Origin of the sequence: Brevibacterium oceani (genome assembly GCF_013623835.1) — a bacterium.
In the GTDB taxonomy this organism is placed as follows: domain Bacteria; phylum Actinomycetota; class Actinomycetes; order Actinomycetales; family Brevibacteriaceae; genus Brevibacterium; species Brevibacterium oceani.
The window spans coordinates 335,289-349,455 of record NZ_JABKDE010000003.1 but is presented as its reverse complement, the minus strand read 5'-3'; the positions used below and the strand labels follow the sequence as shown (position 1 = coordinate 349,455).

The window sequence follows — 14,167 nt, the reverse complement described above, 5'->3', positions numbered from 1 at the left end:
CCTCATACGCTGCAGAGGTGCCTGCGCGGCAACGGCATCGCCGCCGACGCGCGCGCCCGCTCAACCATCGGAGACCACCTTGGCCCTCAACCGCACGGATGCGAATGCCCGCACAGACTCGACCGCTCGCACCGGCGCGTCCGACCCGTCCCGTTCGGCTGCCGGACCTCGGCAGATGAGGCGCCTCCGCCGCGTCATCGCGGCCGGCGCCGCCTCACTGCTTCTCCTCGCTGCCTGCTCATCAGGCGAAGCGGACGAACCTGAGGCGACCGGCGGCGGGGAATTCCCCATCACCGTCGAACACGCCTACGGCACGACGACGATCGACTCCGAGCCGAAGCGTATCGTCTCCGTCGGAGTCACCGAGCAGGACGCGTTGTGGGCGCTCGGTGAAGATCCCGTCGGTGTGACCGAGTGGTACGGGGAGTATCCGCATGCGTCCTGGCCGTGGGCCGACGAGGCGCGCGGCGATTCCGAGCCGACCGTCCTCGAAGCGACCGACGGACCCGACCTCGAGGCGGTGGCCGAACTCGAGCCCGACCTCATCATCGGCGTGAACGCAGGGCTGACGAAGAGCCAATATCAGCAGCTGAGCGAGCTCGCGCCGACCGTCGCGCACTCTGCGGACTATCCGATGTACTTCGAGCCGTGGGAGGTCCAGCTCGAGCAGATCGGCGAGGCGCTCGGGAAGTCCGACGACGCCAAGGGGATCGCCGAGGACATCGACGACCAATTCGCCGAGGCGGCCGAGGACCACCCCGAACTCGCCGACGTGCCCGTCGTCTACCTCCAGAATCAGATCTCCGAAGGAAACGCGATCGCCTATCAGAACGGCCTCGGCACTGACTTCCTCACCCAGCTCGGCCCCGTCGTGCCGACCGAGATCGACGAGTACGCGCCCGAAGACGCCTCCGGCGGTCAGGCCTACATCCCCGAAGAGAAGCTCGACGTCCTCGACGCCGCCGATGTCCTCATCTGGGGTACGGAGGAGCGTCAGGACCGAGCGGCGCTGGAGAAGAATCCGGTGGTCAAGCGGCTCACGCCGATGCAGGCGAAGAAGGTCGTCTACACCGACGACGTGCTCGCCGGGGCGATCTACTTCTCGACACCTCTGAGCCTGCCGTACGTCATCGACAACCTGACCCCAGCCCTCGCCGAGGCGGCTGCGGGCAAAGGTCCGGTCCAGGTCGGGTCGGACTGACCTGGGGCCGGGGCCGCGAACGGCGCCTTTCGTCTCACCGTCAGAAATATTTCGGAGACGGTGTTGTGCCCCTCGCGATCTCAGGTTAGGCTGACCTATGAGATTTAGGGAAAACTCGTGTGGCCTTAAGGCAGTTGACACACCTGCTTGAAGTCGCGAACCCCTGATTCTCACTGTTTCATACGTCAAGAAACCCTCGGAGCTGAATACGTGCCGCGAACTTCCAGGCCCATGCAGGTGCTGCCGATCATTTTGCGTGAGGTGGAGGTCACCGGCATCGCCGATATCACTCCCAATATGCGACGCCTGACTGTGGCGGGTGCTCAATTGGAGGCGAGTGAGGTCGACGGTGTGCCGCGGCCGGCATTCCGCTCCGAGGGTTTCGATGATCACGTGAAACTCGTCATCCCACCGCCGGATGGCAGCACACTCGACATCGGCGAGCAGGGAGAATTCCGCTTCAACTGGAACCGCGAGGCACTCGCCCTCACCCGCGACTACACGGTCCGCAGCGTCGACCCCGAGACCGGATCCTTCTCCTTCGACGTCGTCCGCCATGAATCCGGCCTCGCCTCGGAGTGGGCGTTCTCCGTCTCCATCGGCGATCGCCTCAGCTTCGCCGGACCGAAGACCTGCGCCGGGATCAATTCGGAAGTCGACTTCCACCTGCTCATCGCCGACGAGACGGCCCTGCCCGCCGTCGGCCGCTGGCTCGAGGAGGCTCCCGCCGGCGCCCGGGCCCACATCATCGTCGAAGTCCCCACCGCCGAGGACATCCAGGACATCTCCACCGAGGCGGACGTCGAGATCGACTGGCTCATCCGCGGCACGACCCCGCCCGGCGAATCCACCCTCATGTACGACACCGTGCGGAATGTGAGCCTGCCCGAAGGGCGCACCTTCGCATGGTGCGCCGGCGAGGCCCTGACGATCGCCCCCATCCGCCGCTACCTCCGTCGCGACCTCGGCCTGCCGAAGGAGGACGTCGAGGTCGTCGGGTACTGGCGCAAGACTCCGGCAGAGAGTCGCCCCGTCGCTGACCGCAGCGCCGTCACCGACAGCACAGCCGCTGATTGCAGCACGATCGCCGAGGCGGTCGCCCCCACTTCCGGTGAGTCGCCCACCGTCGACGCCGCCGCCGACGATCCAGCCGCCTCGGCGAGCCCCGAATCCTCACTCGACGTCCTCGAGCAGGTCCACGAGATGACCGAGATCCTGCCGCCGATCATCACCCGTGCGGCTGTGACCTTCGGCATCAACGACCTCATCGCCGGAGGCATCACCGCCGCAGAGGCGATCGCGGCCGAGACCGGCATCGACACCGACGGCGTCCGCGTCGTCCTCACCGCGATGTGCTCACTCGGACTGCTCGAACGCGAGGGTGATGACTACCGCAACACCCCGACCGGTGCCGTGCTCACGAGCGAAGGCTCGGCTGACGGCCTCGACCTCGAGGATCCGGCGCTGCTCGATCTCTTCTCCATCGTCGACCTCATCGACGTCCTCCGGGGCGGGTTCGCGGCCAGGACCTCGCGGGCCTCGGCGACCCAGGCGCTCACCTGGCACGACCAGCGTGCCGCCGATGAGAAGCTCGATGCCGCCCATCGCAGCCGCACCCTCGACCATCTCCAGTACGTTCTCGACATCATCCTCGACCTCGAACCCCTCGCGACCGCGTCGAGTGTCGCCTTGGCCGGTGATGCCGGCGCCGAGGTCGCCGCCGCCCTGACCCGGAAGGCGCCCGAATCCGGACGGACCATCCACACGCCCGCGGCCGCAGCGCTGACCGGCGAACAGGCGTGGCCGAGAGTCGAGGCCACCCTGCTCCTTGCGGGCCTGACCGGACGCTCGCGTGTCGAGGCCCGGGGTCTGCTCGCGCGCGTGATCGAGAACAGCGGCAGTCTCGTCATCGTCGAACCCTTCACCGACGAGGCCGAAGCCGACGACCACCAGGCCGAAGAGCTCGTGTCCACCTTCGCCGCCACCGGCCACGTCTCTTGGACAAGTGACGAGGTGCGAGACCTCCTCGTCGAGCTCGGAGTCGCGACCGTCGACGTCGTCGACATCGGTTGGGGCTTCGGACGCTTCCGCCGTGCCGTCATCGCCGACAGACGCTGAGCACCGGACGGCACCTGCCCACAGAGTTCCACCGTGGAGCCGAACTTTCGGCGCTGATCGAGCCGAAGGTTCGCCCGACAGAAAGAAAAAAGAAGACATGAGAATCAATCGCATCACTCGTGCCGTGATCGCCTGTGCCGCGGGTCTGGCGCTGCTGGCCGGCTGTGGGGGCGGCGGCGACGCGGAGGCCTCAGGCGAGTCCTCGAACGAAACGCGCACCGTCACCGACTCGTCGGGGACCGAGGTCGAGGTGCCGGCCGACCCGCAGAACATCGTCACGCTGCACTACGCGGCGACGGAGACGCTCATGGACCTTGACGTCCCGCCGGTAGGGCAGGGTGCATTCATGGAAACGGGCGTGCCCGAGGAATGGGTGGACCAGTTGGGCGAGATCCCGGTGGTTGCCCAGGAGGAGCCCGATCTCGAGAAGATCGCCGAGGCGGACCCCGACCTCATCCTGTCGCCGAACACGCAGGAACCCGAGATGATCGAACAGCTGCAGGAGATCGCCCCCGTCTATCAGTTCACACTGCGCGGCGGCGACCGTGCGCAGTGGAAGCAGCGCGTCAAGGAAGTGGCCGACGCGGTCAATCAGACCGATGAACTCGAACAGCTCGGCAGCGAGTTCGAAGCCGAGCAGAAGCGGATCGCCGACGAGTACGCCGACGTCACGAAGGGCACGACCATCGGCGCGGCCTCATCATTCGAGGACAATTCCGCCTACCTGTGGGGCAGTGAGAACATGCTCGGCACCATCCTTTCCCCGCTCGGCTTCGACTGGTCGGCCGACGAGGACACGATGGTCGAGAAGTACGGCGAGGCCGAGCAGGGCGGCAACAAATCCGGAAAGGTCGAGCCCGAAGCTCAGATCTCGATGGAGGTCCTCGACAAGAGCCTTGACGATGCCGACATCATCTTCGTCAACTCCGATCTGCGCGGTGACTACGACGAGCTGACCACGACCCTCATCGACTCGGCCGTGTTCAAGGAACTGCCCGCGGTCAAGGCCGGTCATGTCTACCCGATCGGCAAGGCCACGATCGCCGGCTACTCCGATGCGGAATACGGACTGAAGATGGCGGAGAAGGCCATCAAGGAGTACCGGAAGGACTGATTCGCCGAGGTGGCTGAGCCGGTCCCGGAATCACCGGGCCGCTGGCTCAGCCGGCTCCGGGTCGGTGCCCTTCCGCCTCGTCGAGGATGAGCAGCGACCGGGAGGACACGACCCCGGGCACCTCGTGGATGCGGCGCAGGATCACCTGCGACAGGGCCGTGTTGTCCGGGGCATTGACGGTCACGAGCGCATCGATGTCACCGCTGACGGCCTGCACCTTCTCGACGAAGGGCAGCGCGGCCAGGTCATCGCGGACCTGAGGCCAGGGGCGCTCGCCGATCTTGACGACGACCACGGCGGTCACGGTCATGCCGAGCGCACTGCGGTCCACCTCAGCGGTGAATTTCCGGATCGCCCCGGAATCGATGAGAGTAGTGAAGCGCTTGTGCGCGGCCGAACGGGAGATGTGGACGCGTTCGGCGAGCTGGCGCACGCTCAGCCGCGAATCCTCGACGAGGGCAGCGATGATGCTGCGGTCGATGTCGTCGAGGTCGAATGCCACGGGGCGCTCCTTCACCATTGATCTCTGCGGCCTGATCTGCTCCCCATTCTAGGGCCCCGTGCCCAATCCCCGGATCCCGCCTCGGCGCGGGTGTGATCCGTGCCCGGCAACCCCCGCCTCGGCGATGGGCGTTCGTGACATTGGACAAATTCTGTCGATCGTTCGTACAGTAACGAAGATATCTGTGGTGCGTCCCACGTACCATGGTGACTGGACACAAGGCCGGATTCGGACGGACCCGGCTTACGGAGACGAAACAGCCACCTGTAGATTATGAGACGGAAGTCTCATTGCAGCTGGAACTGCTTCAACGAATTAGGAGTCATCCTTGAAGATCGCGGTGTTGGTCAAAGAGGTCCCGGATACCTACGGCGACCGGAAGCTGAACTTGGAAACCGGGCTCGCCGATCGCGGCGCCTCCGAAGCTGTCCTCGACGAGATCGGTGAACGCGCCCTCGAGGTCGCGCTGTCGAGCAAAGACAGCGATGGCGACACCGAGGTGACCGTCGTCTCGATGGCGCCCGACACCGCGACCGCCACGATCCGCAAGGGCCTGGCCATGGGTGCCGACAATGCCGTGCACGTGGCCGATGAGGGCCTTCCCGGAGCCGACCTGGGCCTGACCGCCGAGGTGCTCGCCGCCGCCATCCGCCGCGGCGAATTCGACCTCGTCATCACCGGAAACGTCTCCACCGACGGCAACGGCGGGATGATGCCGGCGATGCTCGCCGAGCACCTCGACTACCCGCACGTGACCGGTCTGACCGCCGTCGAGATCTCCGACGGCAAGGTCTCCGGCACCCGTGCCATCGAAGGCGGCCAGCAGCAGGTCTCGGCCGAACTGCCCGCCGTCATCTCGATCACCGAGGCTCTGCCCGAGGCGCGTTTCCCGAACTTCAAGGGCATCATGGCCGCGAAGAAGAAGCCCTTCGAAGTCATCGGCCTGTCCGATCTCGAGATCGACGCGGATGATCAGTCGGTGGCCCGCTCGATCATGGTCACCGTCGCCGAGAAGCCGCCGCGTGAAGCCGGCGAGAAGGTCGCCGACGAAGGCAATGGCGGAGCTGACCTCGCCGAATACCTCACCAAGAATCGTCTGGCCTAAGGAGAATCGTGATGTCAGAATTCCCGCAGGATGCCATTCTCGTCGTCCTCACCGCCGATGCCGAAGGTCAGCTGGAGAAGCCTGCCGCTGAGCTGCTCGGCGGCGCCTCCGAGATCGGTTCGCCCGTCGCGCTCGTGCTCGCCGCCTCCGGCAGTGCCGATGCCGCAGCTGAAAAGGCCGCCGAACTCGGTGCCACCGCGACCCTGACCGCCGAGCTCGCCGAAGGCAACCTCGGCACGGCCGCCGTCGATGCCGTGGCCTCGGCCGCCGAGCTCACCGCTCCCGACGCGGTGCTCGTGCCCAACACCCTCGACGGCCGCGACATCGCCGGCCGCTTCGCCGTGCGCACCGGTTCGGCGGTGTGCGTCGACGCCATCGGCGTCGAACGTGACTCCGAGGGCATCGTCGCCAACCACTCCGTCTACGGCGGCGGCTACACCGCGTCGTCGGCTCCGACCTTCGGTGCCCCCGTCATCACGGTGCGTCTCGGTGCGATCGAGACCCGCGCCGAGGCTCAGTCGGCCAATGCGCAGGCCCTCGAGGTCGCCGATTCCGGTAAGCGTGCCGCCGCGATCGATTCGTTCGAAGCCATCGTCGAGACCTCCTCACGACCCGAGCTGCGCGGTGCGCAGAAGGTCGTCTCCGGTGGTCGCGGTGTCGGTTCGGAGGAGTCCTTCGAACTCGTCGGCGAGTTCGCCGACGTCCTCGGTGCCGCTGTCGGCGCCTCCCGTGCGGCCGTCGACGCCGGCTACATCGCGCAGTCGCACCAGGTCGGTCAGACCGGTGTGTCCGTGTCCCCGCAGCTCTACGTGGCGCTGGGCATCTCGGGTGCGATCCAGCACAAGGCCGGTATGCAGACCTCGAAGACCATCGTCGCTGTGAACAAGGACGGCGAAGCTCCGATCTTCGACATCGCGGACTTCGGCGTCGTCGGCGACCTGTTCAAGGTCGTCCCGCAGGCGATCGAGACCCTGAAAGAGAACAAGTCCTGATATGGCCACCTATTCCAGTTCACTGCGTTCGGGCCTGCCCCGAGTAGAAGGTGGTGACCCCTGGCCACCGGAGGGCACCATCGGCGAGCCCTTGGAAGAGGGCGCGACGTTCGTCGCGGAAGCGTCGGACACGGAGGAACTGGATGAAGGTTCCCCCGCCGAGGTGGCCGAGCCTGATGTGACCGACGCTGAGGAACCGACGGAGACCGCCGCCTCCGCTGACGCCGAGTATTCGGTCGAGGACACTGCCGACGATTCGGATGAGCCGGGCGTGCCCGCTGCCGCGGAGGCCGAGGTGCCGTTGCGTCGCGGTCTGCCGCGTGTCGAAGGTGGAGAGCCTTGGCCGCCGGAGGGCTTCGCTCCTGCCGGAGTGAAGGCCACCGGTGCGGCTGCCGCGGCCAGCGGCGAACCCGGACCTGCATCCGCCGAGGATGCGGGCGCCCCTGCCGAGGACATGACCGGCTTCGTCGAAGAGCCGACGCCCGAAGAGTCTTCTGCCGAAGGTTCCACAGCCGACGATTCGGCTGAGGAGTCGGGTTCCCCTGTCCCGGCCGCCGCTGCCGTTACCGATGATTCTTCAGCGGCTGGAGCTGCTGAGGTGCCGTTGCGCCGTGGCCTGCCGCGCGTCGAAGGTGGAGAGCCCTGGCCGCCGGAAGGCTTCGCGCCCGCAGGCGTCAAGGCTGCGGGAGCGTCAGCCTCCACTGCGTCAGCAACCGGGGATGCCCCGGCCGACGACAGCGCCGAAGCCGATTCCGCGGAATCGTCCACGGAGCAGGCCGACGCCGCATCCGAACAGACAGACACCCAGGCCGACTCTCAGACCGAATCGGGTTCCGGGTCCTCGGCTGCGCCAGCGGCCGCAGCAGCAGGAGCCGGTGCCGGCGTTGCCGCAGCTGCAGCGTCGAGCGCTTCGGGCGAGAAGTCCGATGTGCCTCTGCGCCGTGGACTTCCGCGCACCGCTGGGGGAGACCCCTGGCCGCCGGAAGGCTTCGCCCCGGCACGAGCGGTCAAACCTGCCGCGGGCGCGGCCGCCGCAGCCACACAGTCGGGCGAGGCCGCGAAGCAGGAATCGAAGCCTGCAGCCGACGCAGACACGAAGCCACAGGGTCGACGCACCGGAATCGGCGGCGTCGCAGCCGGTGCGGCAGCCGCAGGTGCGGGAGCCGCCGCCGGTGCAGGTGCCGCCGCAGCGGGAGCCGCCTCGGCGTCGGAGAAGAAATCCGAGGACGCAGCGGAGAAGAAGCCCGCCCAGCGCAAGCCGATGGCCAAGCCCGCGGCGAAGGCCGACGACAAGGCCGCGGCCCGCACCGCGGACAAGCCGGCTGCGAAGGCCGCCGCGAAACCGGCCGCGAAGTCCACGTCATCGGGATCGGGCAGCGCCACCTCGGCGAAGCCTGCTGCCACGAAGGAACCGGTCATGATCGGTTCGAAGACGCTGGGCCAGTGGGCCAAGCTCATCGGCCTGTCGATCGGCGGGCTCGTCGTCGCGGCCGGAATTCTCATCCTCGCCGCCCGCGGTGTCACGACTCTGCCTGGTGTGCCGGAGTTCCTCGAACGCTACCCGGGCGAGTACCACCAGCCCGACTTCGTCGACGCGGGCTTCCCAGCGTGGGCGAGGTGGACGCACTTCCTCAACATCTTCTTCATGGTGCTCATCATCCGGTCGGGTCTGCAGGTGCGTCACCAACAGAAGCCGCCGGCGTTCTACACCCCGAAGAAGGGTGGGAAGAAGGTCAGCATCAACCTCTGGCTGCACACGGGTCTCGACCTGCTGTGGCTGGCCAACGGCGTGGTCTTCGTCGTGCTCCTCTTCGCCTCCGGTCATTGGGCGCGCATCGTGCCCACGAGCTGGGAGGTGTTCCCGAACGCGCTGTCGGCGATGCTGCAGTACGCGACGCTGGAGTGGCCGATGGAGAACGCGTGGGTCAACTACAACGCGCTCCAGCAGCTGATGTACTTCATCGTCGTGTTCATCGCCGCGCCTCTGGCCGCGATCACGGGTGTGCGGATGAGTGAATGGTGGCCGAAGAACGCCACGACGCTGAACAAGATCTACCCGGCGCCGCTGGCTCGGGCGATCCACTTCCCGACGATGCTGTTCTTCGTGATGTTCATCCTCGTGCACGTGTTCCTTGTGTTCTCGACCGGGATGCGGCAGAACCTTGGGTACATGTTCGCTGGCACGAATGCGCTCGGCTGGGCCGGACTCATCTGGTTCGTTGTGGCGATGGTCGTGGTCGTGGCCGGTTGGTTCGCGGCCAGACCGCTGCTGCTGGCGCCGATCGCGAACCTGTTCGGTCGGGTGTCGAGCAGGTAGCGATCGTCGAGTAGTCGATACTGCCGCGGTTCACGCGGTGATGTGCTGAAGGCCCCGAGCGACGTGAATGTCGCTCGGGGCCTTCGGCGTGTGTGGGGGGTGTCGTTTGCTGCCGGCGGCGCAACCATTGTGGAAGCGGGAGGAAGAGCGGTCTCGGCGAGGGGAAAGGTCAGGCCCTGCTGCGGGTGGCGAGGTGGCGGATTGTGCGGATGATCATCAGGGCCAGCAGGACGATTCCGACGTAGCCGTTGATGACGTAGACGATGTTGACCATCTGCGAGAACGGCAGGACGAGGCCGATGACCGTGCCGACGGCGGCGAGGACGATCGTCAGGTACTTGAACTTCTTCGTCTTGTCGTCGAAGAAGCGTGCCGAGACCGTCCACAGCAGCGGGATGGCCGTGGTGTAGATGCCGACGAGGATCATCACGGAGATGAGTGCGCCCACCCAGGGGCCGAGGCTGCTGGCGAGGACGAGCATGGGGATCTCGGCGTCGAAGACCTCGGCCATGTTCGCGAGTAGTCCGAGTCCGACGACCATGCAGGCGAGGGAGAATGCGATGCCGCCGACGAGTCCACCCGCGGTGGCTTCGCGACGGTTCTTCACGGTCTTGCCGAGTGCCGCGAGGAAGGCCGCGAGCCAGAGCATGCAGAAACCGACGTATGACAGGCCGGAGAGGAACCAGTTCGACGATGCCTGATTGACGTCGAGGCGGGGCAGCATCGCATTGCCGGCCGTGATGCCCTCGGGGTCGCGCATGATGCCGTAGATGCCCAGGGTGATCGCGACGATGACGATGATCGGTCCGATCTTGCCGATGATGTCCACGAGGCTGGTCAACCCGAACCAGACCGTGAGTCCGACGACCGCGGCCAGGGCGATCCCGCCGATGAACGTTCCGAGGTACTTCCCGCAGTAGTGATAGAAGACGCCCGAGGGTTTCTCGAACTGCTCGCGGCGGCTGGTGAGGAAGGCGATGATCGCTCCCGCGTAGGTGATGACGCGGAGGACGCTGACTTTCTCGGTGGTGGCCAGGCGGGATGTCTTGGTCGAGGTGGTGTCTGCCATGTGTTCCTTCTTCGTTGAGGGATAAGTCAGATCGACAACGGATATGTCAGGCAAGAGCGTTAGCGACCGAATGTGATCTCGTCAACATCTGTGATCACAGGACGGGTTCGGGGAGCTGTTTCGCGCGCGAGCCAACGGGCTCATGGGCGAGAGGCGGGGCGGACCGGAGCGCTCTGGCCGCCAAGCGTGTCTCCTGGAGGTGGATCCGCCCCCAGGAGACAAGGGTCAGGCTGGGCAGGCGCGAGAAGGGTCGCGAGAGCGGTGAGTGCGCGCCTACGTGAGTGCGGAGCGGACGGTGGTCTCGAATTCGCGGACGTGCTCGCCCGCGTAGGAGGCGACCTGGTCTTCGTCGCCGGAGAGGATGCCCTCGAGCAGACCGATGTGCTCGCGGATGTGACCGATGAGATCGGGGATCCGTGGCAGCACGAGGCACCAGATGCGGGTGGCGAGATCGTCGAGGTGGACGAGGGTCTCCTGCAGGTGGAGGTTGTCGACCGCGCGATAGATGAGGCGATGGACACCCAGGTCGCGCTCGATGAGGGTGCGCGCGTCCTGCTCCGGGTCGAGGTTCTTGATCGCCGTGATCGTCTCGGCGAACTCCGCGCGCAGCTCCGGGGTGATGTTCCGCGCGGCCCGGCGGGCGGCGATCGGCTCGAGGGCTACGCGCATCTCCGTGATCGCAGCGAGATCCGTGATGTCGACATTGCTCGCGAAAGTGCCGCGCCGCGGGTACGAGTTGACGAGATGTTCGCCCTCGAGTCGTTTGAGCGCCTCGCGGATCGGCGTGCGGCCGACCTCGAGTTCGGCACTCAGTGAGGCCTCGTTGATCGCGTCGCCGGGAGCGATGTCGAGCATGATGAGTCGGTGACGAAGCACCTCGTAGGCGTGCTCGGCCAGGGAGGACCGGCCTCCGGGGGTGTCTGCCACTGAACTCATCTCCTCTCTCTGCTTCCTACGCGACTGCTTTCTGTGCGCTGTTCGCTTCCAGTGCGACTGGCGCCTGTGCTCTCAAAACGACTGCAGAAAAATTCTCTGCCTGGGCATTGCACTTCTCAAGTTTCGCGTTCTAGACTACAGGAACGCATCTGATATATGAGTTGACGATCAACCCGAGTGACGGGTTCGTCGGCCGATCGGAGGAGATCCATGCCAGAGCAAGTCATCACCCGCACCGAGGACGCCGCCGACACGACAGCGCCCCACGGTGAAGTGTTCCCCAGTCGCGAACCCGTCGAGCTGAACACCCACCTCGGCGAACTCGATCCCGAGATCGCCGGCTTCATCGATGCCGAGCTGCACCGCCAGCGCGAGGGGTTGGAGATGATCGCCTCGGAGAACCACACCGCCTCAGCGGTCATGGCCGCGCAGGGATCGGTGCTGACGAACAAGTACGCCGAGGGCTATCCGGGTCGCCGTTACTACGGCGGCTGCGAGCAGGTCGACGAGATCGAACGCATCGCGATCGCCCGGGTCAAGGCCCTCTTCGGTGCCGAGTACGCCAATGTGCAGCCCCACTCCGGTGCTCAGGCCAACGCCTCGGTCATGCACGCCCTCATCCGTCCCGGCGACACCGCCCTCGGACTCAACCTCGCCCACGGGGGCCACCTCACCCACGGGATGAAGATCAACTTCTCCGGTCGGCTCTACAACATCGTCCCCTACGGGCTCAACGACGACACCGGCCGCGTCGACATGGACGAGGTCGAGCGCCTGGCCAAGGAACACCAGCCCAAGCTCATCGTCGCCGGCTGGTCGGCCTACTCCCGGCAGCTCGACTTCGCCGAGTTCCGACGCATCGCCGATGAAGTCGGTGCCTACCTCATGGTCGACATGGCCCACTTCGCCGGTCTCGTCGCCGCCGGCCTCCACCCCTCGCCGGTCCCACACGCCCATGTCGTGTCCTCGACGACGCACAAGACCCTCGGGGGACCGCGCGGCGGCATCATCCTCACCAATGACGCGGACATCGCGAAGAAGCTCAACTCCGCGGTCTTCCCCGGTCAACAGGGCGGCCCTCTCGAGCACGTGATCGCCGGCAAGGCCGTGGCCTTCGGGCTCGCGGCCACGGACACCTTCGTCGACAAGCAGAAGCGGACTCTGGCCGGTGCTGCGGAACTCGCGCGCCGCCTGACCGAGCCCGATGTCAGCGACCGTGGGATCTCCGTGCTCACCGGCGGCACCGATGTCCACCTCGTCCTCGTCGATCTGCGGAACTCCGTGCTCGACGGAACGCAGGCGGAGGATCTGCTGGCGCAGATCGGGATCACGGTCAACCGCAACGCCGTTCCGAACGATCCACGTCCGCCGATGGTCACCTCGGGGCTGCGGATCGGCACCCCGGCCCTGGCCAGCCGCGGCTTCGGCTCCGAGGCCTTCGTCGAGGTCGCCGACATCATCGCCGAGGTGCTCAAGGCCGGCACCGAAGACAACGGGGCGAGCCCGGAGACCATCGCCGAACTGAGCGCCCGGGTCACCGCACTCGCGCAGAACCACCCGCTCTACCCCACCATCTCAGAGATCGGAGCACGCTGATGGCTGACCAGCTTCCCGAACACCCCGACTTCCTGTGGCGCAACCCCGAGCCGAAGAAGTCCTACGAAGCCGTCATCATCGGCGGCGGCGGACACGGCCTGGCCACCGCCTACTACCTGGCGAAGAACCACGGGATGACGAACATCGCCATCTTCGAGCGCGGGTGGCTGGCCGGAGGCAACATGGCCCGGAACACGACGATCATCCGCTCGAACTACCTCTGGGACGAGTCCGCGGCGATCTACGAGAAGTCGCTCAAGCTCTGGGAGCAGCTGCCCGAGGAACTCGATTACGACTTCCTCTTCTCCCAGCGCGGCGTGCTCAACCTCGCCCACACCCTCCAGGACGTGCGCGAATCCCAGCGCCGGGTGAATGCGAACAAGCTCAACGGCGTCGACGCCGAATGGCTCGATCCTCAGCAGGTCAAGGAAGTCTGCCCGATCATCAACATCGGCGATGACCTCCGCTACCCGGTGATGGGCGGCACCTACCAGCCGCGCGCCGGCATCGCCAAGCACGACCACGTGGCCTGGGCGTTCGCCCGCAAAGCCGATGAGATGGGCGTCGACATCATCCAGAACTGCGAGGTCACCGGCATCGACCGCATCGGCAACCAGGTCGTCGGCGTGCAGACGAACCGCGGACCGATCGCCACCGAAAAGGTTGCCCTCGCCGTGGCCGGCGACTCCTCGGTGCTCGCCGACATGGCCGGGATCCGTCTGCCGATCCAGACCCACCCGCTGCAGGCCCTGGTCTCCGAACTCTTCGAACCTGTGCACCCGACCGTGGTCATGTCCAACCACGTCCACGTCTACGTCTCCCAGGCCCACAAGGGCGAACTCGTCATGGGCGCCGGCGTGGACTCCTACAACGGCTACGGCCAACGAGGCGGCTTCCACGTCATCGAAGAGCAGCTGGCCGCCGCGATCGAGCTGTTCCCGATCTTCGCCCGGGCGCATGTGCTGCGCACCTGGGGCGGCAACGTCGACGTCACCCTCGACGCCTCACCGATCGTATCGAAGACGGAGGTTCAGGGACTCTACGCCAACTGCGGCTGGGGAACCGGCGGTTTCAAGGGAACGCCTGGAGCGGGCTTCACCTACGCCCACACCATCGCCAACGACCAACCCCACCCGCTCAACGCCCCGTTCGCCCTCGACCGCTTCGAAACCGGCCACCTCATCGACGAACACGGCGCCGCCGCCGTGGCGCACTGA

11 protein-coding genes are annotated in these 14,167 nt (G+C 66.4%); 8 read left to right on the top strand and 3 right to left on the bottom strand.

What is annotated here, in order from left to right:
• Positions 1-175: 175 nt before the first annotated feature.
• The 3 genes from HK401_RS08070 (at position 176) to HK401_RS08060 (ending at position 4,433) form a co-directional block, all read left to right on the top strand.
• Positions 176-1,201 (top strand): ABC transporter substrate-binding protein, encoded by a 1,026-nt coding sequence (locus tag HK401_RS08070; RefSeq protein WP_181274149.1) that lies wholly within the window; start codon positions 176-178, stop codon positions 1,199-1,201.
• Positions 1,202-1,432: 231 nt separating this feature from the next.
• On the top strand, positions 1,433-3,319 hold the full coding sequence (locus HK401_RS08065) for a siderophore-interacting protein (protein WP_219921801.1): 1,887 nt from the start codon (positions 1,433-1,435) through the stop codon (positions 3,317-3,319).
• Positions 3,320-3,416: 97 nt separating this feature from the next.
• Positions 3,417-4,433, top strand: a complete 1,017-nt coding sequence (locus tag HK401_RS08060) for an ABC transporter substrate-binding protein (protein ID WP_181274147.1) — start codon at positions 3,417-3,419, stop codon at positions 4,431-4,433.
• 46 nt (positions 4,434-4,479) lie between these two features.
• Here the strand turns inward: HK401_RS08060 and HK401_RS08055 are convergent, their stop codons facing one another.
• Positions 4,480-4,935: an Lrp/AsnC family transcriptional regulator gene (locus HK401_RS08055; RefSeq protein ID WP_181274146.1), complete on the bottom strand. Its 456-nt coding sequence runs from the start codon at positions 4,933-4,935 to the stop codon at positions 4,480-4,482.
• A gap of 328 nt (positions 4,936-5,263) precedes the next feature.
• On the opposite strand from HK401_RS08055, the gene HK401_RS08050 reads away from it, so the two are divergent.
• The 3 genes from HK401_RS08050 to HK401_RS08040 are packed head-to-tail and all read left to right on the top strand — an operon-like array spanning position 5,264 to position 9,349.
• Positions 5,264-6,040, top strand: coding sequence for an electron transfer flavoprotein subunit beta/FixA family protein (locus tag HK401_RS08050; RefSeq protein ID WP_181274145.1), 777 nt, complete (start codon positions 5,264-5,266; stop codon positions 6,038-6,040).
• An 11-nt stretch (positions 6,041-6,051) separates the two neighbouring features.
• Positions 6,052-7,032: an electron transfer flavoprotein subunit alpha/FixB family protein gene (locus tag HK401_RS08045; RefSeq protein WP_181274144.1), complete on the top strand. Its 981-nt coding sequence runs from the start codon at positions 6,052-6,054 to the stop codon at positions 7,030-7,032.
• Between the two features lies 1 nt (position 7,033).
• Complete coding sequence (locus HK401_RS08040) at positions 7,034-9,349, top strand: cytochrome b/b6 domain-containing protein (protein ID WP_181274143.1); 2,316 nt, start codon at positions 7,034-7,036, stop codon at positions 9,347-9,349.
• 169 nt (positions 9,350-9,518) lie between these two features.
• Here HK401_RS08040 and HK401_RS08035 read toward each other — a convergent pair whose 3' ends face one another.
• Both HK401_RS08035 and HK401_RS08030 read right to left on the bottom strand, forming a co-directional pair.
• The gene (locus HK401_RS08035; RefSeq protein ID WP_181274142.1) at positions 9,519-10,418 is read right to left on the bottom strand and encodes a YkvI family membrane protein; all 900 of its coding nucleotides are present in this window, start codon (positions 10,416-10,418) and stop codon (positions 9,519-9,521) included.
• Between the two features lie 273 nt (positions 10,419-10,691).
• Positions 10,692-11,354 carry a GntR family transcriptional regulator gene (locus tag HK401_RS08030; RefSeq protein WP_181274141.1) on the bottom strand — a complete coding sequence of 221 codons (663 nt, stop codon included), beginning with the start codon at positions 11,352-11,354 and terminating at the stop codon, positions 10,692-10,694.
• A gap of 210 nt (positions 11,355-11,564) precedes the next feature.
• On the opposite strand from HK401_RS08030, the gene glyA reads away from it, so the two are divergent.
• Together glyA and HK401_RS08020 are read left to right on the top strand one after the other, a co-directional pair.
• Positions 11,565-12,950: a serine hydroxymethyltransferase gene (gene glyA, locus HK401_RS08025; RefSeq protein ID WP_181274140.1), complete on the top strand. Its 1,386-nt coding sequence runs from the start codon at positions 11,565-11,567 to the stop codon at positions 12,948-12,950.
• Positions 12,950-14,167, top strand: coding sequence for a sarcosine oxidase subunit beta family protein (locus tag HK401_RS08020; RefSeq protein ID WP_181274139.1), 1,218 nt, complete (start codon positions 12,950-12,952; stop codon positions 14,165-14,167). Before glyA ends, HK401_RS08020 begins: the two co-directional genes overlap by 1 nt.